Annotated in this window: 12 protein-coding genes and 1 tRNA gene; 3 read left to right on the top strand and 10 right to left on the bottom strand. The window is 33.4% G+C overall.

The features are described from left to right. The first annotated feature begins 51 nt into the window (after nucleotides 1-51). The gene (locus O6P34_RS07150) at nucleotides 52-1272 is read left to right on the top strand and encodes a bifunctional folylpolyglutamate synthase/dihydrofolate synthase (RefSeq protein ID WP_269686633.1); all 1221 of its coding nucleotides are present in this window, start codon (nucleotides 52-54) and stop codon (nucleotides 1270-1272) included. Between the two features lie 84 nt (nucleotides 1273-1356). Continuing rightward, a tRNA-Val gene (locus tag O6P34_RS07145) sits at nucleotides 1357-1431 on the top strand. Between the two features lie 63 nt (nucleotides 1432-1494). On the opposite strand, the gene O6P34_RS07140 is transcribed toward O6P34_RS07145, so the two are convergent. The 8 genes from O6P34_RS07140 to O6P34_RS07105 all read right to left on the bottom strand — a co-directional run bounded on the left by O6P34_RS07140 (nucleotide 1495) and on the right by O6P34_RS07105 (nucleotide 17167). Beyond that, complete coding sequence (locus O6P34_RS07140; protein WP_269686632.1) at nucleotides 1495-3411, bottom strand: alpha-amylase family protein; 1917 nt, start codon at nucleotides 3409-3411, stop codon at nucleotides 1495-1497. Nucleotides 3412-3618: 207 nt separating this feature from the next. After that, nucleotides 3619-6282: an alpha-L-rhamnosidase-related protein gene (locus tag O6P34_RS07135; protein WP_269686631.1), complete on the bottom strand. Its 2664-nt coding sequence runs from the start codon at nucleotides 6280-6282 to the stop codon at nucleotides 3619-3621. Nucleotides 6283-6603: 321 nt separating this feature from the next. Further along, a complete protein-coding gene (locus O6P34_RS07130; protein WP_269686630.1) occupies nucleotides 6604-8349 on the bottom strand; it encodes an endo-dextranase in 1746 nt (581 codons plus the stop codon). Nucleotides 8350-8403: 54 nt separating this feature from the next. After that, entirely contained in the window at nucleotides 8404-9807 is a 1404-nt protein-coding gene (locus O6P34_RS07125) for a SusE domain-containing protein (protein ID WP_269686629.1), read from the bottom strand. A 68-nt stretch (nucleotides 9808-9875) separates the two neighbouring features. Continuing rightward, a complete protein-coding gene (locus tag O6P34_RS07120) occupies nucleotides 9876-11357 on the bottom strand; it encodes a RagB/SusD family nutrient uptake outer membrane protein (protein ID WP_349293445.1) in 1482 nt (493 codons plus the stop codon). Nucleotides 11358-11369: 12 nt separating this feature from the next. Beyond that, nucleotides 11370-14390, bottom strand: a complete 3021-nt coding sequence (locus O6P34_RS07115; protein ID WP_269686627.1) for a SusC/RagA family TonB-linked outer membrane protein — start codon at nucleotides 14388-14390, stop codon at nucleotides 11370-11372. 217 nt (nucleotides 14391-14607) lie between these two features. Then, the gene (gene susR, locus O6P34_RS07110; RefSeq protein ID WP_269686626.1) at nucleotides 14608-16287 is read right to left on the bottom strand and encodes a SusR family glycan utilization regulator; all 1680 of its coding nucleotides are present in this window, start codon (nucleotides 16285-16287) and stop codon (nucleotides 14608-14610) included. Between the two features lie 124 nt (nucleotides 16288-16411). After that, nucleotides 16412-17167, bottom strand: coding sequence for an NUDIX hydrolase (locus tag O6P34_RS07105; protein WP_269686625.1), 756 nt, complete (start codon nucleotides 17165-17167; stop codon nucleotides 16412-16414). A 324-nt stretch (nucleotides 17168-17491) separates the two neighbouring features. Between O6P34_RS07105 and O6P34_RS07100 the strand changes: the two genes are divergently transcribed. Then, nucleotides 17492-19822: a glycoside hydrolase family 3 C-terminal domain-containing protein gene (locus O6P34_RS07100; RefSeq protein ID WP_269686624.1), complete on the top strand. Its 2331-nt coding sequence runs from the start codon at nucleotides 17492-17494 to the stop codon at nucleotides 19820-19822. Between the two features lie 479 nt (nucleotides 19823-20301). On the opposite strand, the gene O6P34_RS07095 is transcribed toward O6P34_RS07100, so the two are convergent. Together O6P34_RS07095 and bglX are read right to left on the bottom strand one after the other, a co-directional pair. Next, on the bottom strand, nucleotides 20302-21216 hold the full coding sequence (locus tag O6P34_RS07095) for a sialate O-acetylesterase (protein WP_269686623.1): 915 nt from the start codon (nucleotides 21214-21216) through the stop codon (nucleotides 20302-20304). A gap of 16 nt (nucleotides 21217-21232) precedes the next feature. Further along, nucleotides 21233-23458 carry a beta-glucosidase BglX gene (gene bglX, locus O6P34_RS07090; protein ID WP_269686622.1) on the bottom strand — a complete coding sequence of 742 codons (2226 nt, stop codon included), beginning with the start codon at nucleotides 23456-23458 and terminating at the stop codon, nucleotides 21233-21235. Between the last annotated feature and the right edge of the window lie 2 nt (nucleotides 23459-23460).

The following is a 23460-nucleotide window of genomic DNA, read 5'->3' as shown; positions in this document are numbered from 1 at the left end:
AACTAAAAAAATCGAAAAATATTTTAAACACCCACTTTTTTTATCCAAAAAATGAACTACCAAGAAACAACAAACTGGATGTTTAACCAGCTCCCGATGTATCAAACTCATGGCGCTTCGGCTTACAAAAAAGATTTAACGAACACCATCTTATTGGTAAACCACCTCAACAATCCGCAGGAAAAAATAAAATGCATTCACGTAGCGGGCACAAACGGTAAGGGGTCAACTTCGCATATGCTAGCTTCAATTCTTCAGGAAGCGGGTTACAAAGTAGGTTTATATACCTCGCCACATTTGAAAGATTTCAGAGAACGAATCAAAATCAATGGCGTTGCGGTTTCAGAAGATTTTGTTTGTGAGTTCATCAATACGCACAAAGTTTTTTTTGAAGAAAATGACATGAGTTTTTTCGAAATGTCTGTTGGTTTAGCGTTTGATTATTTTGCCAAAGAAAAAGTAGATATCGCCGTTATCGAAGTAGGACTTGGCGGAAGATTGGATGCTACTAATATTATTACACCACTCGTTTCTGTAATAACAAATATCGGAATCGATCATACTCAGTTTTTAGGAAACACGCTCGAAGCTATCGCAGGTGAAAAAGCGGGAATCATAAAACCCAATGTTCCTGTCGTCATAGGAGAATATACTGCAGAAACGCAGCCTGTTTTTTTAGCAAAAGCCAAAGCGAATCAGGCTGAGATTTATTTTGCCTCCGATTTGATTTCAGAAGAATTTCGTTCTGATTTAATGGGCGATTATCAAACACACAATAAAAAAACGGTGCTTCAAACTATTGCTGTTTTAAATAGTCAAAAAGAATTTAAAATATTTCAAGAAGATATTAAATCCGGTTTGTTGCAAGTTGTAAAAAACACAGGATTACAAGGAAGATGGCAACAATTAGGCGACAGCCCAAAAGTGATTTGCGATACTGCACACAATAAAAACGGACTTGAAATTGTGATGCACCAAATTCAAAAAGAGAAATTTGATACTTTACATATTATATTAGGAGTAGTAAATGACAAAGATTTAGACGAAGTTTTACCTTTATTTCCTAAAAATGCTATTTATTATTTTTGTAAACCCAATATTCCTCGCGGTTTAGACGCTGCTATTTTATACCAAAAAGCCACAACATTCGAATTACACGGAGAAGTATTTAATTCTGTTTCAGAGGCTTATAAAAAAGCACTGCAAGTTGCCACAAAATCCGATTTTATATACATTGGCGGAAGCACATTTGTAGTTGCAGAAATTTTATAATTTTTTTATATTTTTCTTGCAAATCAAGAAAAGTGGTGTATATTTGCACTCGCAATAAGGAAATAAAAACGACCGAATTGTTTAGGGCGATTAGCTCAGCTGGTTCAGAGCACCTCGTTTACACCGAGGGGGTCGGGGGTTCGAACCCCTCATCGCCCACAAAAAACTCCATTAGAAATAATGGAGTTTTTTTATGCCTTATGGCGAAATTATTTACTAAACCTATTTAAGCCACAACACATCGTAAGCACTTATAAAATTTCTTTCCTGAATATCAATATTAGTTTCCGTTAGTAAATCATAGGATTTATTTGGATTCAAATCCCCAAATATACTTCGCTCAAAGAAAGTATCATATTCAGAGAAATTGGCAATCACATAAACGGATTTTCCTTTATTATCTGTTTTTTTAAATATCAATAAATGACTGTTTTCATAATCGACATAGCGCAAATCATTCGAATCGGCAAAAGCATTTGTTTGCTTACGGATTGCTATCATTTTTTTTAATTTACGATAGACCTGCCCTTGTGGTGACTCAGGAATATCTTTATTTTCGACCAAATTCCAATCCATTTTTGAACGATGCAACCAGCGGTTATCATACTTTTTGGTTTCATCATTTAGATACTCATAATTATTAGGTAAAGCAACCTCATCACCGCTATAAATCATTGGCAAACCGCCTAAAGATAAAATAATGGCATGTTGTAAATTGATTCGTTTTATAGCCAATTGAATCTCTTTATCATTATTTTCTTTTACTGCCCTTTCAAAACCACATAATGCTGCCATAGAACCGGAAATTCGCGCATTTCCTGTTTCGTGCTCAATCATAAAGCGTTGTCCAAGTCCAAAACTTCCATTAAATCCATCACAATAGTGTTTCAAAATATACAAACGGTGCTGCAAACTACTCAAGCCCATTTCAGACACTAATTTATCGTCAAACCCCAAACCTATATCATCGTGACAGCGGGCATAATTTATCCATGTGGTGTTTCTGGGTTTTGTAGGAACTGCTTTCATTGACTTTTTAAGCAAATTGGTGCTTTTTGTTGCCAAAGCTTCCCAACTCAGCGCCATAAAATTAGCATTATATGCAATGTCACATTCGTCGCCTTGAGCTAAATCTTCGCCAAAATATTTTATAATTTCTTCGGGAGCCACAATCGCTTCGGCAATATAAGCCACGCCGGGAGCTACAATTTGACCACATAATTTAAAGAGCTGCAATAAAGAGTGAACTTCGGGTAAATTTTGATTGAACTTCCCGATTTCCTTCCACATGTAAGCAACGGCATCAAAACGGAAAATATCGATTCCTTTATTGGACCAAAACAACATTGTGTCAATCATTTCAACCAGAACCATCGGATTTTTGTAATTCAAATCCCATTGGTATCCATAGAACAAAGTCATTACCCATTGATTATTTTCTGGCAAATACGTAAAATTCCCTGGTGCTGTGTCCGGAAAAATATCCAACATGGTTTTTTCGTATTCATTTGGTAAATTTCTGTCTGGAAAAAAATAGAAAAAATCTTTGTATTTAGGATGTCCTTTTCGCCCTTCAACAGCCCATTCATGCTGATCTGCACAATGATTCAGCACAAAATCCATAACTAAATTGAGATCATTTTTTTGAAACTCCTTGACCAAAGCTTCAAATTCCTCCATAGTTCCGAATTTTGGATTTACTTCGCGATAATTACGAACAGCATATCCACCGTCATTTTCAAATTCCGGCACATCCAAAAAAGGCATCAAATGAACCGTATTAATTCCCAAATCTAACAGATACGGAATCTTCTCTTTCAACCCATTAAAATCAATATTAAAGAGATCTACATACAACATCATCCCCACGATTTTCTCGCTGGAATACCAGTTTGGAGAAGAAATACGGGTCATATCTCGCTTTTTTTGCAAGGCAGAACGTTCTTCAAAATTCTTAACCAAAGATGCTAACAGTGATTCAAAAGCTTCCTCTTTATAAGGACTGTTCGAATATAACTTATGGTATAAGTCACTAATAATTGGGAAATTTGCTCCCAATCGTAAATGAAAATTCTTGTCTTTAACTTTTACGTTTTCCAAGAAAATATTCAATTTTGATAACTTTTCAGCTTGCTGCATATTTTTATAAAGATTGCTTGTTTGTACTACAATTTATTAGGTATTTTCCATTTTTGTCCAAAATCAAAAAATGTTTTGAAATATAATAAAAAAATGCATTCCATAAAAAAATTGGACAAAAACATCTTTAAATAAAATCTACCCTATAAAAAAAAACGAAAGACCATCGTATTGACAGCCTTTCGTTTTTAATATCTTGATTTTAATTTATTTCACTTTATACAAACGAATGTAATCGATCATGGCGCGATTGACTTCCACATTCATATTGTTATTCCATTCTTCGAAAACCAACTCTAATTGATTTTTCCCTTTTACTAAATTGACTTTATGGGAATTTGACAAACCCCAATCCGACCATTCATTTGTTCCTCTTTGAGGAAAAACCATCACACCGGCATAAGCTGCATTAAGATATAAAGAACGAATAGCACATTTATTATCTGTATTCCAAGGGCCGCTTCCATTAGAATATTTTATAGTTATAAAATATTCTCCACTTTCATCAACAACAATTGGCACACTCAATTTTGTATTTTTATCATTCGAAATTTCGACAAAACCATTCCCGGAATAGTTGACATAATCCAAATCTGATTTAGTTACAAAATGTTCCGGTTCAACAATAATTGGCTGTGATTTACTAAAAACCAAAGGCTCGCTCAAGAAAGACTCTTCTCCGGATGCATCAACAGCAGTAATTGCATATTCAGCATACGCATCATCTGTAATTTGATAGGCAGGAACCGTAGTTTTTTCGGCTAATTTTCCGTTTTTATAAACATAATACGCTTTAGCATTACTATCGTTGTTCCATGTTATTTTATTTCCTATAAGAGTCGCATTTGGATTTGCCAAAGTGAATTTATTCTCCACCCGATTAATCGCGTCTCCAGAGAAATCAGCATTACTCATTTTAATGTTTACGGTATGTTTCCCTGTAAAAGTTGCCGGAATAATTGCTTTTTCGACTTCCTTTCCATCAATCGTAACAGAGGCTATTTTATTTCCATGGCCTTCTACAGTTATATCCAGAATGGCATCGCGGTATTTGAAATTAACCAGACTTCGGTTTCCTCCATAATTTTTTGGAATTACCGGCGCAAAAACCAATTGATCTTCTTCAAAATGCATTCCCATAAAAACGCGATATACCATCGATAAATTACCCGCCATACTCCAAAGCATACGGTGAGAATTGATTTCGGTTCCTTTGAAATCACCCGTTTCTGCGACCATATTTTCATAATTCGTCAAAAATAAACCAGCTGCTCTATAAACAGAAGCCAACCCGTGCTCCAACACTTTTTCGTTTCCAACTTTGGCGGCAGCCAAATTCCAATAAGATTGAACAAAAGGCCAAATCGCATTGTTATGATACGGCGGAATTCCCGGGATTTGTGGATAAATACAAGTCGCACCAAATTCTGTCAAAGGACTTTTTGAAATAATCGATTTACTTTGCTCAGCATCGGCAACATCAAATAAAACAGCCAAAGCTTCTCCTAAAGCTTCGTATCGTTTAGATGGCGTCAGGAAATTTCTGCCATAAAGATATTGTGCATAATAGCCTTTGTCTTCCATCCATAATTGTTCATTTATTCCTTTTTTTATTTGCAAAGCAATGGCATCATACGGTGCTGTTGGCTCGCCCAAAATCGCAGCCATTTTCGATAAAATTTGATGGGTTTGGTAATGCACCACATTCGTACCTAAATTCTGTGACACATAAATATCCATGTTGGACATCCATTTCGGATAGGTTTGCTCGCGCCAATCTAAGAACGAAGATTCTCCGGAATACATACCGGTTTGTGACGAACGAATGGTTTTATAATCATCATCTGCTGAATTCTTGATAATCGTATAGGCTTTTTGCAACCAATCCTTATCGCCAGTGGCTTTATAGACTTCCCAAGCTGCTAATGCCCAAGTCGTTCTATCCGAAGAAACCGGCCAAGCGCCACCAGAACCTGTATCCTGAATAATTCGGTCTCTCTTTACTTTTTTCAACAAACTGATTTTGGCTACTTCTGGCTCTAAATAAGCGAATGCCAAAACGATACTATAACTAATATCTCTGGTCCAAACGCCTGCCCACTTTGCTCCGGTTCTAAAAGTACGATCTGGTTCAATGGCCAATTTAGCTTCCTCTAACGAAAGATTATACAAGGCATCCACGATAGGCTGCTGTGAAGTATAAGTCGCTTTGGTAGAAATATCCTGAGTAAGCGCCCAAGTTTTATCCTCAACAGGAATCAACGGATTGAGTCGTAGTGTAATTTCAAAAATACCGTCAGTATTAGCATCGGTCATTTGGAGTCCACGCTCCTCTAAATTCACAAAATCCCAAGTCATCGGCAAAGCACCACCTGCAATATAAACGCCTTTGAAATCAGCTTGGGCAATTTTTGAACCATCCTGACACTCATAAAATCCTTTTTCTTTGAACTGTTGAAAAACTGCTCTCATATCCAGTTTAAAGGTAAAATCAGTATCAGCCGGCAGCATTTCTTTAGAGGAATCAAAAGTCTCTTTTTGTGGCTGGCCAAAAACATAAACCTCAGATTCTTTTTGATTTGTTATTACAATCTGGCGATTCACTCCTTGTGCCAAATCATTATCTTTTTCGTTGATGCTGAATTTGAAGGTTATTGTATTAGAGTAAAGCTCATTTTCCTTGCTTTTATAATTGGATTTGATAGCGATTGGCGAAAGTACTTCGGCTACATTTTGACCTTGAACCACTTTATTATGGTGTATACTAAAACTTGGTGATTGATACAAAACTGGCGCATCACTTTTACATGAAGAAACAAGGATACTGGCGGCTATAATTGTCATAGCAGAAAGATTAATTTTAATTTTCATGGTAAATATATAGGTATTATTATTTTGAAGACTTTTTAATACAATTATTCCAAAAAATAGGATTTTGTACTAACAAAGATAAATTTAAAAACGAATTATTCGTCAATTTATAACCCAGATACAGTAATAGAATACTATTACTAAATCTGGGGTTAATAAAAAGCCACTCGTCTTACTGTTCTTCAATTGATTAAAAAAACCTAATACATATACTAATTCAACCGCACCACTTTATTTAAACAAACTATTAACCTAAATTAATATTGAAAAGCAGATGAAAGAGACAAAACAAGTGAAGACAAGCAGCAAAATGTATAAAAATTAATATTCAATAACTATCATACCCCAATAATGTAGCAATGGGATTTTAAAAACTAAATTATTGCCAACCTGGTTAAAACTTAAATCTTTTGATGCTCCACCATCTAAGTCTGGAGAAGCATACCAGACTTTTGTTACCGTTTGAGCATTCTGAAGATTTAAAATAAAATTACTTTTACTAGTTGGCGTAGCTTGCTCGCCATTTGTATCTCTCCAATTTAAACTAGTAGCATTAGAAAAATTTATTAAATGAATAATCTGTTTGTTTGAAGTTTTTTTTCCTACAAAGGCAACATTAGAATAAGAGGGTGGCCAATTTTTTAAATTCACTTTGCCATCTCCTGAAGACAGTATTGGTGAATTAAAAACCCCACCATCTCTCAATAAATTTTGGTATCCTACTAAAAAATCATAATATTCAAATAAAGATTTTTTTAATTCCCCATTCATTTGCAAATTATTATTAGGGAAATATTCTTTAGCCAGCATATGTTCACCCAATTCTAGATGGGATCCACCAAATGCAAAAATTACAGCATCAGTCAATAAAACTCCTGGAGTATTAAAAAAACCTGAGCTATTAGCTTTATCATAATTCATATAAGCTGCAAGAACCGTGTTTAACCTATCATTTGAAAGCGTATTGTTTTCTTGAATAATATCGGCTAAATCTTTATAACTATCCCTTGGAGCCCATACTTCTGTATAAGCAACATCAACTGGCGCAGTCAATATATTTGACTGACCGTATTGTGCTACTGCATTTAGGATTGCTTTTTTAGCAGAAAATCTTTGTTTCAAGTTTTGAAGAAAAGGCCCAAATGTTTCATTAATTCGAACAGAATTTCCATTATAATCATAAACATTACCGCGGTCTCCTAGTTGGTCTAAGTGCCAACCATCAAAATTTAAATTCTGATACACAGTGTTTGTTTTATCAAAAATATAATCTTGCCAAGATGTATTTGCTGGATTAGTTACCAAAATATCACTTTGCCAAGAACTTGGTAAAACATGTTTATTTATATTACTATGATTTTGATCATTATACAAAAACCATTGATTTGAAACTCCATCAACATTATAATCATTCCAAGCTCCATAAAGTAAATTATAACTCATCGAAGCAATATTCACACTATGTGCTTTGTCAATATAAGTTTTGACTGTATTAAATGACATTGGTCTTCCAGATATGTCTAACCAAGTTGAAGCAGGTAAACTACCATCCATTTTTAATGGCTGATGGTGTTTGTTTCCCCAATCATAAAATTGCAACGAATTAATGTGGTAATCTTTAAGATTATCAAGTATTAAAGACATTTGACTATCACTAATACTTCCAAAATTAGAAAGAAACCCATATCTAGGAAATTTAGTCCAATCAGAAGAAACATCAACACCAATAGTTCCCAAAATAGTTTCAACACTATTAGCTACCGAATACACCTCTACCATATATCCTTTGTAATCTTGAGTTGGAGGTGTCCAACTCCAACTTGCATTAGTTAACGGCTCTTCAGACAAAGTCACATTTAAATATTTATACCTAACGGTACTATTTTTGGGAAGTTTGTCAATCTTAAAAACAACCGATTCGCCAGGATTGTATTTTGCTTTATCTGACCTAATTGTGATCGATGGAATTGTCTCAACAGGAGGCACGGGATCTACGGGGATGCTATTATCACTATTACTACAATTTACTAAAATTAAAGCAAATAATAAATATTTAAAAACGCTCATAATAATCTATATTTTAAATAGGCCAATTCATTAAAAAATTGGCCAATAATTAATTTATTGATGCACAATTGTCATCGTTCCATTATCTAAATTGATTGAAATTTCGTAATTCCCTGCATCACCTGATTGTAATTTCCATTTATTATCTGGTCCATCACAACCATGTGTTATAATGTAATTACCATCTGTTATATTTTGATTTGCAGTAGCTGCATTAATCCAGTCTCCATCACACCAGTCTCCTTTAAATTTAGCAATTTTAAATTCTCCTGAATTTAAAGCGCCAGTATAAACAAAACTACCATTACTATAAGTCATCGCTGAAGGACTTCCTATATTCCAACCATTTGGACCACCATCACCTATAATATACAATTCAACTTTTTTTATACTAATAGTATTGTTTTGAGTATTTAGGGTAATTTTATATCTACCAACATCAGCTGAGCCAATTGTCCATTTATTATCAGTACCACAGCCCGAATTTTGTTCAACATCTGTTGATGACAAACTCTGACCATTTGTTAATGGTCGATACCATTCGCCACACCAATTCCCTTTTGCACCAGCAAGAATTTTAAAATCTCCTTGTGTAAAATTAGCTTCATATGTGAATATAAATGGATTCGTTTGACTTTGAGTAAATGCTTTAGGATTATCAATATCCCAACCACTCGGAGAAGCATCACCCACAATCCAAATTTGAGAAAAAGATGACCCTACAATAGATTCAATAGTAATGGTAAGATTTAATAAATCTGCAGTTACTTTATATTGCCCCGCTTGTGTAATTTGCCATTGTAAATCTTGACCGCTACCTCCAATATTATGAACCATTATATTAGCATCGGTTGAGCTTTTAGTATAAAAATCTTGACACCAACACCCATCTCTACTTACTGGTAGTTTGAAAGACCCAGAACTCAAAGGCCCTTGATAAATAAAAGTCCCCGGTTTAGTTGTAGAAAGTGTCATTGATAAAGCATCAGAAACATTCCAGCCTACAGAAGTTGCACTACCAACCATGTATAATTGAGAAGAAACAGGCACATAGGTTGTGATTGTAAATGCTATTTTTGAAATTTGTTTTTCCACATTTGGGCTGGAGACTGTTGCAATAATTCTAGCTTCCATTATTTGGGTTGTACCCGCTTGCACTCCAAATGTATTTATCAAAATAGAATTCAGTGTAGCCCAATTCAATGAATAAGAAAAAACATTTTTTCCCATTTCATATTCCAAAGGTGTTGCAAAATCATTACCTTCTTTATCAATTTGAAGAACATAACTAATTGCAGCTCCTGTGCCTTTATTTGTTCCAGTAGTCCATTTGAATGTTACGTTTTCATTTGGTTTACGTTCATCTAAAACTACTTCTTCATTTGAAGTAGTTAGCTTTAATTCATCATTGTAATTAAAAATTGAGTCACTCAATAAATCTTCACATGATGTATTCATAAGTGCCATAAATAGGACACTAAGAATTGAAAGTTTTTTTATAAAAATATTTTTCATAATAGTATTTTTTAATACCCTGGATTTTGGGTTAATTTTGGATTTCTATCTCTTTCTATCTGTGGTATTGGAAATAATAAATGTTTTGATGTCGCATTATTCTTTCCAATTGAATGAAGAAAATCAAGACCGTATTGCCCTTTATTAACACGTATCAAATCAAACCATCTTTGCCCTTCAAAAGCTAATTCAACTCTTCTTTCTTTCAACACTGCATTTCTAAATTCCTCTTGACTCAATCCTGAAGCGATATTAGATAAACCAGCTCTATTTCTTACTTTATTTAGTGGCACTTCAGCTTGAGAAGTCTGTCCTAACTCATTCAAGGCTTCTGATTTCATTAATAAAATATCCGAAAAACGCAAAATTGGAAAATTCAATGGACTATTATCATAAGATGACACAGCACTAAGAGGCACTAAAAATTTCCTAACATTATATCCCGTTGTTGAATAGGTTGCTTGATATGTTTTACCATCAAATGCAGGACAACCTGTATACAAAACAGTAATATCTTTTCTGCTATCATTTGGTTCATAAGAATCAATAAATTCTTGAGTAGGTTGATTCCAACCCCAGCCTCCGCCTACAAAATTACTTCCTCTTGGTCCCATAAAAGTACTAGTCCATGAAGCCTGATTTTCATTGCTCCAAAAACTAAATCCACCATTACTATTATACTGTACTTCAAATAGAGATTCTACAGAATTTTCATTTGAAGGATTAAAATTATCTGCATAATTAGTGTTTAAGCTAAAACCCAAACCTTCAACTTGAGTAGTCAAATCAACCACTTTTTGCCAATTATTTCCAAGTGTAAGATACACTTCGGCTAATTCACCTAGAGCTGCTCCTTTGTTAGCTCTACCAACATTAGCACCAGTATATTCACTTTTATTAGGCAATAATTCAGCAGCTTTTTCTAAATCTGAAATTATTTGATCATAGATTAAGTCTTTTGAAACTCGTTCTGGATACAAATCACTATCTGAACTTTGAGGAGTGGTAATTAAAGGTAGATCACCAAAATAACGTACCAAAATAAAATAATAATGTGCTCTTAAAAAATATGCTTCGCCCATTGAGCGGTTTTTGATGTCTTCATCGATCGATAGATTTGGAGCTACTTTTAATACCATATTTGACATTAAAATTCCTGGCCATGGTCCTCTCCAAATATCCAAAACACCTTGATTATCGGTAGTAGTAACAAAATTAGAATTGTCTTGAGTTTCAATTCCATCAGATCCACCACCAGCACCTACAATACTATTACCAGCCATAATATCAGATGTCCACATTCTCATATTGTACAACTTAGGCCATTGAAGTGGTTGATATGCACCATTAACTAATGTAACTAATTCGGCTGCGTTAGTTGGGTAATTAGAAGTATTTATAGTGTCCAATGGTGCCTTTTCTAGGAAATCATTTGAACACTGAGTAAAAGCAAAAATTGCTGATACATAAACTATTTTTTTTATAAATTTCATATTTTCTATTTATTAAAATCCAACATTTAAACCAAGAGATACTATTCTAGTTACGGGATAAATATTATTATCTATACCATTAGTTGAAACCTCTGGATCAAATCCAGTATATTTTGTGAAAGTCAATAAATTTTGACCAGACAGATATATCTTCGCATTATCGAAAATCTTTTTACCAAACAGATTATTTGGCACATTGTAAGAAAGTGTTACATTTTTAACTCTGATGTAAGAACCATCTTCAATATATCGTGATGAAGCTCTATTATTGTTATTAGGATCACCATATACTGCTCTAGGCATACTATTACTAGTTCCTGAAGCCGTCCATCTATCTAATACTGCTGTAGATTGATTAGTTGTAATGGACATTGCTTCTGTATAAAGTCTATTGGCATTAAAAATATCATTTCCATATACCCCTTGTAAATAGATACTTAAATTGAAGTTACCATAAGTAAGAGTATTATTCAAAGATGCTGAGAAATCTGGATTAGGATTTCCAATAAAAGTTCTATCTGCATCTGTAATTAAACCATCATTATTCAAATCTTTAAATCTAACATCGCCCGGAGAGGTACTATTACCAGATGAGGTACCTTGAACTTGTACTGCATGATTATCTACATCCGCTTGATTTTGAAATAGACCGTCTTGAACAAATCCGTAGAAAACATTTATCGGATATCCTTCTTGAATTCTTGACACATTGTAATTTAACCCTAGCCCACCTGTAACCAATGGAGCATCTCTGTTTAAATCAAGAACTTTATTTCTATTCAATGAAAAAACAAAATCAGTAGTCCAAGCAAACTTATCTCTCTGAATATTTTTAGTATTAATTATAAGTTCAATCCCTTTATTTTGGATTTTTCCAGCATTAATATACGGCACATAAATATCTGAGTAACCTGAAGTAACTGGCACAGATTGTGGCACTAACATATCATTAGTATTTTTAACATAGGCATCTAAAGTCAAGTTAACTCTTTGATTAAAAAGTGATGCGTCTAAACCAATATTATACTGTTCTTGAGCTTCCCATTTAACATTTGAATTTGGAAGAACTGTTGGAATTGCAGCACTTACATATGTTCCATTAAAATTGTATAAATAAGTATTGTAATTTGAAGAGAATGAATAATTTCCTATTTCTTGATTTCCTGTGATACCATAACCTAAGCGTAATTTTAAATCATCTATTGACTTTGATTTGAAAAATTCTTCATTGGATATTCTCCATGCTAATGATCCTGAAGGAAATGTTCCATATTTATTTCCTGAACCAAATCTAGAAGATCCATCTCTTCTAACTGTTGCAGTCGCATAGTATTTATTTTTGTAATCAAAATTAGCTCTAGCAAATGTTGAAAAAATAGCCCATTCAGAACCTGTACCATGTAATGACGGTTGGTTAAGCCCATTATTAAGTGTCTGTGTGCTTTCACTTGGAAAAGTTTGAATCGAACCGCTTATATATTCAAATTTGTTTTGTTGAGCACTAGTACCAACAACTCCTGTAACGCTAATCCCATTATCATATTTTTTCTGATATGTTAAAGTATTATCCCACAATAATGTAATTGATTGATTAGAAGATTCAGACAAAAATGCATTTTGTCCCACTTTAGTATCCCAATTATAAGTTGGTGCCCATGTTCTATTTTTCCACAAATTAGCTTCAGCACCTAGAATAGTTTTAAACTTAAAATCTTTCAAAAAAGTAAGCTCTCCAAATAAATTTCCTTGAATATTATATCCTTTTATTGAATTATCAATTATTAAAGCTTTTCCAATTGGGTTATCAATATCACCCGAATAAATTGCTTGCCCTATAGGCCCTGAAAAATCACCATTCTCTCTATAAATAGGTTGTGTTGGTAATGAAAGTAATGCGTTTTGAATACTATACTCTCCTTGTGATTTTACATCATGGTTTAATTTTATACTATTCCCAAATTTCAAATTCTCTGAAACTTTTGTATCACTATTAAATTGAAAATTATAACGTTTGTAATCAGTATTAATAATAATCCCTTTTTGGTCAAAAACGTTCAAAGAGGTATATACTTTAGATTTCTCATTTCCAGAAGAATATGATAAAGTGTAATTATTCTGAATTCCTTTTCTGAAAAAAGCGTCAACCCAGTTTGTTCCAACACCTAAAGTAGCTGGGTTCTGAAAAGCGGGATTAGGAGTTAAATCTGCATTATTCAATATATCATTATGCAAACTCGCAAATTGACTAGCATTTAAAACCTGAAGAACATCTGTTGCTTCTGAAATTCCCGAAGAAACATCTAACGACAAAGTAGACTTACCCACTGTTCCTCTTTTAGTAGTGATAATCACAACTCCATTAGCACCTCGTGAACCATAGATTGCTGTAGAAGAAGCATCTTTTAATACTTGTAAACTCTCTACATCATTCATATTTACTTGATTAAGCCCGCCATTTAAAGGCATTCCATCTACTACAATTAAAGGATCATTATTCCCTATAGTACCAGTTCCCCTAATTCTAAAAGTGGGATTGTCCCCAGGTTTTCCAGAAGTAATTACTTGAACTCCGGCAGCTCTTCCTTGTATTGCATCACCTATATTTGCAACTGGTTGTTTACTAATATCAGATAATTTAATTGTAGAAATAGAACCTGTTAAGTCTTTAGACCTAACTTGCCCATAGCCTATAACCACTACATTATTCAATGTTTCCGATTCCTGTTGCAGTTTAATCTCAATAAAACTATTCCCATTAGTGGCTACCTCTTTTCTCTGAAATCCCATATAAAAGACAACTAGAACTGAATTTTGTTGAGGAACTAATAAATCAAACTTTCCATCAAGATCAGTTACAAGACTTTGGCTTGAATTTTTTAGTGTGATTGTAGCTCCTGGCAAAGGTTGGTTAGTTTCATCCACAACCTTACCCGATAGTTTAATTTTTCCGGTTTGCGCCACCATTATAAATGGGGCGACAAGAAAAATTAATAATAGGGCCCATTTAGCCCTACCGAATGAAGAAATTTTCATAATACATTAATTTTGGTTAGTTAAATAGCAATTGAATGCGTTTTATTAAAAAACATTCAGTACAAAATTGCTTAAATAACTAGCAGAGAAAACCGCTAAAAAATTAAGTATAGAAAAAATTAAGCATTTGTAATAAAAAATAATACATAAATATATTAATTATCAAACACTTATATAAATATTATTCAAAAAAACCATATAGAAAAATAAAGATATTTTACAGCTTCAGGGTAGTTTTTTTCAATAATTTTTGATCAAAATCACCTTTATTTAGGATCGAATTATTCCTGATTTTGGTCTTATAAGCATAAATCGAATTTACTGAGTAACCCAAGATTTGAGCTATAATCTCATTCTGTGTTATACCTAATCTGATTAAAGCATAAATTCGCAACTCTTTAGTTAGAACCTCACCATTTTTTATTTCAACTTTATTTTTGTCTTTCATCAAAGCATTAAACTCTGTAATGAAATTTGGGAACAGATTAATAAAAGCTAAATCGAAATTTTCAAGAAGTTTATCTTTTTCACGTTTCAAATTATAGCTTAAAATGATTCGCTTTACCTTATCATAATTCTCATCTTCAATACTTTTTTTCATTGAGATTATAAACGAATTAAATTTTTCAAAAATACCATCATACTGTGTAAAAAATAACCCTAAATATTCTTCTTTGATTTTATTGGCTTCTAACAATAATTTATTAACCTGCTTTATTTCAATATTTTTTAAATTAATCTTTTCATTTACCTTGTGTAATTGATTATTTATTTTTTTCAGATTATCGTGCGCATCCGCAATTAGCCTCTTGGCTTTCTTTAATTTGAGATACTGGTAATAAACAATTAAAATGAAACAAATCGCTAGAATTAAAAAAGAGCTGACTACAATATATTGCCATTGTATACGATCCTTTTCCTTTTCAACTATATTAACAATCTCTTGATCAATTATAGGCAGAATAGCGCTGATTTGAATCTTTCTCTGTTGCGCTCCATAAAAGAGTGCATCTTCATTAGCTTTATGAATTAAAATTGATGCGGTTTGAATATCGCCTTTTTTAAATAATAGTTCGGATAACTTAATTATGGCTAATGATTCTTTTGTTGAAGTTGAAATATCATGAATTACTGCTTCTTTCAAATGATTTATTGCTTGATCATTTCTACCTAATTGCTGATATAGCTCTCCTAACATATAATGAACTAATGCTTGGTCATGAGGTGGTTTTTTTAATTTTAACAAATTCTCAAATTCAAAAACAGCTTCTTCTATTTGATGATTTTTGGACTTATTAAACGCTTTTAGAAAATAATGAAAAAAATATCCATCTTCTGTTAATGAAAGTGCTTTTTCTCTATACTTACGAGCCTTTTTATTATACTCACTTTGAAAATATAAATTATTGCTATATTCAGCCATATCACCATAACATCTTCCCAAGAGACCATAATACAATGTACCATAATTTTCCTTGGACTCATTCTTAATTAAAGGTTCAAGAAAATCAATAGCTTCTTTGTACATTCCAGAAGAAACGCAAATATCTGCAAGATTAATATTTGCATTTGCAATAAGTGATTTATCTTTGATTTTAATTGCTAAAATTTTTGACTGTATACCATAATGGAATGCAGAATCCCTTTTAAAAAACTTATACCTATAAAATAACTCAGCATTCAACCGATATTTTGAAATTAAATCGTTCTGATTTGTTCTCTTCAGTTTAATCCTAAAACTATCAATTTCAGCTTTTTTAATCCTATCAAATTTTTTGGATTGATTAATGACAGTAATTAAATCTTTCTGAACTGAATTTTCTTGACAGACCGCAACTGTAGTAGTTATCAAGAAATTAAAAAAAAAGAGTTTTTTAATTAGGTATACTTCTTTCATTATTTTAATTATTTTATAAAAAGTACAAAAAATATTGATCTAAATTTTACATAATTTATTATTTAGAATAAAAAACTAGTATTTATTCTAAAAACAACAAAAACAAAAGATATAATTATGTGCTTTACCAACCCTGGTGCAATCCATTTTTTACGACTTCTTCATATTTTTCCTTATCAAAACTATATAAGTTTGGTGCTTTATGAGCCACATTACTTTTCTTTTCATCTAGTTTAGTCAGGATTCCGATAGCCGTTATTTTGCGTAGAAAATTTCTGCGATCAAGCTTTCTGTCCAAAATAGTTTCATATAGTTTTTGCAATTCAGGTATGGTGAATTTTTCAGGAAGTAAATTATATCCAACGGGCATCAAATTCAATTCCATACGAAGTGTTTCTAGAGCTTTATCTAAAATATTTTGGTGATCCAAAATTAAATCCGGGACCGCTTTATGGTCAATCCATTCTACAATTTCAGTATCTTTTTTTCGCTGCGGAACAGCTTCTAAAAAATCGACCAAAGCATAATAACCAATCGTTATAAACCGTTGCAAATACCAATTCCTTTCTTCCAAAGGCGTATCCAAAGCATCAAAAATACCATCATTAAAATGTCCTTTATTCCTTTTTACAGCTCCAAAGGTGCCAAATTGTCTAAGAAAAATACCTTCTAATCCTGTTCTTTTAAACAAAACACTATTAGCAGCAAGATCTAAATCTTCATCCTTAGGAATAAAACCTCCCGGTAATCCCCATTGATCACTATAGGCGGTTTTTATTAATAAAACTTTTAATTGGTTATCATAGAATCCAAAAATAACACAGTCTATAGACAAGCCCGGCTGGTATTTTTCAGAGTCTTTCAATACGGAGTTCAGCATACTATATGTATTCTTTTTTCTTTATAAATATAACTATTGAGGTGCAATTTAGTTCATTTTTTTCTAAAAAATGAATACAAAAATCCATTAGCAGTACAAACGCTTCTTTTTACTCTTTCCGAATAAAATATAGAAACAGTACTTTACATAAAAAACAAAGAATTTCCCTTTAAAAATCATTTAAAAAAATGATATGTAAAAAAAATAACCAAAAATAATATGTTATATGTATCTCGAATCAAAAAAATATGTACATTGCGTCAAAATAACACACATAGTTTTAAAAACTAAAAATAGTCAATAAAATTACCAAATTAAGAATTTATGAAAAAAATCATTTTACTACTCATCGGACTTACATTGTCATCTCAATCGTATGCCCAAAGTGTAGATTATAGAGAAAAAGCAGCCAAATTAGTTGCAAAAATGACACTCGAAGAAAAAGCTTCTTTGTGTTCTGGAGAAACTGCATGGTCAACAAAAGCAATTGCTAGACTAGGCATTCCTTCCATTTTTATGACAGATGGACCTCACGGTTTGCGTAAAGCAGAAGGCTTTGATTTCACAAATAGTGTTCCTGCAACTTGTTTCCCAACAGCATCTGCGCTTGCTTCTTCTTGGAATCCTGCATTGGCTCAAAAAATGGGCGAAGCATTAGCTGTCGAATCTCAAGCCAATGATGTTCAAATATTATTAGGTCCGGGAGTAAACATGAAACGTTCTCCGCTTGGAGGAAGAAATTTCGAATATTTTTCTGAAGATCCTATTTTAGCAGGAACTATTGCAACTGCATATATTAATGGAGTTCAAAGTCAAGGTGTAGGTACTTCAATGAAACATTTTGCTGCAAATAGTCAAGAGACGGAACGTATGTCTAACAGTTCAAATGTTGATGAACGTACTCTGAATGAAATCTATTTTCCTGCATTTGAAATGGCTGTAAAAAATGCACAACCATGGACCGTAATGTGTTCTTATAACAGATTAAACGGAGTATACGCTTCTGAAAGTCCTTATTTATTAAATGATGTTCTAAAGAAACAATGGGGTTTCAAAGGATTTGTAGTTTCTGATTGGGGAGCTGTAAATGAAAGAGCTGCTGGAGTTGATGCCGGTTTAGGATTAGAAATGCCAGCAAGCGGTGGTTTTAATGACAAAAAAATTGTTGATGCCGTAAAAAAAGGAACTTTATCCGAAGCCCGATTAAATGAAATTGTAATTGATGTTTTAGCCGTTACGCTAAAAGCAAAAGACAGTCATAAAAAAGGAATTGTTGTCGATAAAATAAAACATAACGAATTAGCAAGACAAGTAAGTAGTGAATGTATTGTATTATTAAAAAATGACAATGCAATTTTACCGCTAAAATCATCTTTGAAGAAAATAGCTATTGTAGGTGATTTTGGAAAAAATCCTCGTTACCAAGGAGCCGGTAGTTCACAAGTTCGTCCTACTCAAATTCTAAATGCGCTTACTGAATTACAAAAATTAGCCAAAGGAACTCAATTTAGCTTTTCAACCGGATATAATACCGCAGGAGAAACAAATGACGCACAAATTGCTGAAGCAGTTCAAAACGCAAAAAATGCTGAATTAGTTATTGTTTTTGCTGGTTTACCAGACTCTTACGAATCTGAAGGGTACGACAGAAACAATCTGGATATGCCTGCTGGTCACAACAAATTGATTGCCGAAGTAGCAAAAGCAAATGCTAATATTGTAGTCGTTTTGATGAATGGAGCTGCGGTTTCTATGCCTTGGAAAAATGATGTAACTGCTATTGTTGAAGCCTATCTTGGTGGACAAGCAGGTGGTGGAGCTATTGCCGATGTATTGACAGGAAAAGTAAATCCTTCCGGAAAATTATCTGAAACTTTCCCTGCACGTTTAGAAGATACTCCAACTGCAATGGATTTCCCATCAAGAGACGGAAATGCAATTTATGGCGAAGGTGTTTTTATCGGATACCGTTATTATGACAAAAAGAAAATTGAACCTAACTTCCCATTTGGATACGGTTTGAGTTACACTACTTTCGACTATTCTGACATTACTGCAAATACTACATCTGCCAAAGATTCTGATGAAATTACAATTGCTGTAAAAGTAAAAAATACAGGCAAAGTAGCTGGTAAAGAAGTGGTTCAATTGTATGTTCACGAACAAGAAAGTGAAGTTGCAAGACCAGAAAATGAATTGAAACATTTTGAAAAAGTAAGCTTACTTCCTGGCGAAGAAAAAACAGTTAGCTTCAAATTGACTTCTCGTGACTTTGCTTATTACAATACAAAATCTCATGATTGGGTTATAAAATCAGGAAAATTTGATGTTCTAGTTGGAAGTTCTTCTCGTAACTTACCTTTAAAACAAACCATAGATATTCAATCTACAAAACCAGTCAAAGTAGTTTTTACTCGTGAATCATTATTTAAAGAATTTAAAAAAGCTCCAAACAGCGTGGCTATCTACGCACAAATCGTTCAAAGTTTTACAGGTTCTACTAAAAAAGCAGAAACAGAAGATGAGAAAAAAGCAGCAGCTTTCTTTGAGGCCATGCTAGCTGATATGCCAATAAACAAATTCATGTTATTATCAGGAGGAAAATTTACAGAAGAAAGTCTGGAAGCTATATTAAAAGCAGTGAACCAGAATTAAAAAAAATTGTTAGTTAGAAATTGTTGTTGAAAAAAGTATTGAAACCAAATTTAAAAGAGGTTGCCCGATAAGGACAACCTCTATTTTAAATTTTCTCTTAATCAATTTTAGTCGCCTAATTTAAATACCATAACTACAAGTTTATTAGGAAAATTGACAGAGTCAATACTTTTTTATTTTATGTTCACATCCATTTTCCCATCATTTTGAACATAAATTAAAAATACAGGTTCAAATATATTAATTTAGAATTATAAAGCCTTTATTTTATTTCATCTAAGAATTTTAATTCAAGATTCTTAAATGAATTTTTTTTTTAAAATCAAAAAAAAAAAAATCATAACACTCTGAATTTAAAAATATTGAAAGTAAGGAATTGCGTTTCTTTTCTTTTTTCAAAATATCAAAATCCAACAAATCTGTTTTCTAACACTAGTTTTTCTAACAATCCGTTTTAGTGCTCTAATTCAAAAATACTTTTAGAGTTTACTCGTTTTTTTATTGTTCAGAAGAAAAATTGCATTGGCAAATTGCTTGCCTAAGTCAATAAATCCGGCATTATCATAGTGATATTTATCTGAATATTTATAGTTATTTGTAGTTCTTACAATGGCTGCATTAGGTTCTGTTGCCGCAAATTTTTCTTGGCTATACTGAACCAATTCGCCAAAATCCCAAACTTTTCCGTCTGTATCATCGCCAGAATCCGAAATTTTCCCGATTACAACAGGTAAATCATCGTCTCTAAAAGCAGCTTTCATAAGGTCCATTAATCTCTTTAAATTTGAATAATACTGATTTGCAATTTGCTCTGTTTTATCCGCATCGCTTTCGCCTTGCATCCAAATAATACCACTTGGAATCAGAACATCTTCAACTCCATCGCCATTTATATCTTTTACAGCCATGGCATTATTAACCGTTTTTAGAAAATAATCGTACTGATTCTTTCCTTTTCCTCCTTTAAAATCAGGTTCCCAAGCACCAAATCCAGCAGTTCCGATACTATCAATTGAGGAACCATTTCTGGCATATTTTATAAAAGCGAGTTTTTGATTTGGATATAATTCTTGCAACCTTTTAGCCAACGAAAGCTCAACTCCAAATCGATCAGAAAGTACATTCGTTTTTCCATCAGATGAAAAACCGGTTCCGTGTCCGGCTTGCAGCAAATCCCATTTTCCCAAACCTCCGGTTTTATCATTATCGCCAACAGGATTTCCTTGATATATAAAAACATTTTTATTCTTTTTTAAAGAATCCGGCAATCCTTTTACATAGCCAAACCCTTCCATATTGGACTGACCGCCCAAATAAAACACCCTGATACTATCTTTTTTTTGTTGTGCCAAAAGCAAAAGAGGCATTACAAGAAGTATTAAAACAGATTTCATAGTATAGTTTTTTTAATTAATTATTTAGTTCAAAAGTAGCTTTCAAGCGGATATCAGAAGAAGAAGAACCAATCATCAAGTCAAAATCTCCGGGTTCTGTAATCCATTTTAAATCAGAATTATAAAAAGATAATTTTTGTTTATCAATAGTAAATTTGACCGTTTTAGTTTCTCCGGCATTCAATTTTATTTTTTGAAAATCTTTCAGTTCAATTATCGGACGAACAACTGAACCTACTTTATCTCTCAAATACAACTGAACGACTTCTTCACCAGCGACTTTTCCTGAATTAGTAATCGTCATCGAAACTTCGATGGTTTCAGTACTTTTCATCTTATTTTTAGACAATTTCAAATCAGAATAATCGAAAGTCGTGTAACTCAACCCGAATCCGAAAGGAAATTTAGGGCTGTTTTTTAAATCTGTATAAGCCGAAACATAATTCGTAGCCGTTTCATTTGCTGCGGGTCTTCCGGTATTAAAATGATTGTAATAAATAGGAATCTGACCTTCTTCTCTAGGGAAAGACATCGGTAATTTCCCCGATGGATTATAATCGCCAAACAACACATCGGCAATGGCATTACCGGCTTCGGTACCTAACCACCAGGTGTATAAAATTGCAGGAACGGTATCGGCAGTATAATTAAAAATAAGCGGTCTTCCGGCATTAATCAAAACCACAATTGGTTTTCCCGTGGCTTGAATCGCTTTTATCAATTCTTCCTGAACGCCGGGCAAACGAAGATTACTGCGGCTTTTAGCCTCTCCGCTCATGTCTCTTCTTTCACCAATACTCAAAATCACAACATCTGCTTGATTGGCAACAGCTACAGCTTCGGCAAAACCGTCTTTGTTATCTCCTTCGATTTCACAACCTTTGGCGTAAAGCAATTTAGCAAAGTTCCCAACTTTATTTTGAACTCCTTCCCATTGCGAAATAACATGTTTGTCATAATCTACTTCTGGCAATTCAACCGACCAAAATCCCATATTTTGCTTGCGCTCTTTGACCAAAGGACCAATAAAAGCAATTGTTTTTGTTTCTTCTGAAAGTGGTAAAATTCTGTTTTCATTCTTCAACAATACAATACTTTTTGCCGCTATATCTCTTGCTGCTTTTCTATGTTCTGGGTTATTCAACGCTGCTTGTTCACGTTCCGGATTACAATATTTAAAAGGATCATCGAACAATCCCAATTCGAATTTCTTGCGTAAAATTCGCTTTACAGCATCATCAATCAAAGTGATGGAAACCTTTTTCTCTTTTACTAATTCTGCCAAATGGTATCGGTACGCATTGCTTTCCATATCCATATCACTTCCGGCGGTTATGGCTTGTAACGCAGCTTCTTTATTATCTTTTGAATATCCGTGACTGACCATTTCGCCAATCGACCCCCAATCTGAAACTACAAAACCTTGAAAATTCCATTTCCCTTTCAGGATATCTCTTTGTAAATATTTATTCCCGGTTGCCGGAATTCCATTCAAATCATTAAACGAATTCATGAAAGTAGCCGCACCAGCATCTAAGGCAGACTTGAAAGGAGGCAAATACGTTTCCCAAAGCATTCTTTCGCTCATATCAACTGAGTTGTAATCTCTACCGCCAACTGCAGCTCCATAAGCAGCAAAATGTTTTACGCAAGCCATTACCGAATTTACATCTCCTAATTTCCCTTGAAATCCTTTGACTCTGGCGTACGCAATTTTAGACCCTAAATAAGTATCTTCTCCGGCGCCTTCCATAACACGTCCCCAACGCGGATCGCGGGAAATATCAACCATAGGCGCAAATGTCCAATGAATTCCGCTGGCAGAAGCTTCGATTGCTGCGATTCTTGCAGAAAGTTCCATTGCATCCAAATCCCAACTTGCGGCTTCCGCCAAAGGAAGTGGGAATGTCGTTTTGTATCCGTGAATAACATCCTGACCAAACAACAACGGGATTTTTAATCGGGATTGCATGGCTAATTCTTGATATTGTCGGGTGTGTTGTGTTCCCAAAATATTCAACATCGAACCTATTAAACCTTGTTTAATTTCCGCTTGTTTATTCGGATTTATCGTTATAGGACCTGTTGCCGCATTATCCCCCGTATATTGATTAAGTTGACCTATTTTCTCTTCGAGTGTCATTTGCTTCAGCAAAGCATTCACTTTTTGATCTATCGTTTTTGGTTGTGAAAAGGACAGAAAGGAAACTAATAAAAGTGTTATAGACACGTTTTTTTTCATTT

Origin of the sequence: Flavobacterium lacustre (assembly GCF_027474525.2) — a bacterium.
GTDB classification, from domain to species: domain Bacteria; phylum Bacteroidota; class Bacteroidia; order Flavobacteriales; family Flavobacteriaceae; genus Flavobacterium; species Flavobacterium lacustre.
Note: the sequence above shows the minus strand (reverse complement) of the source record. Positions and strands in the feature narration are given on the sequence as shown.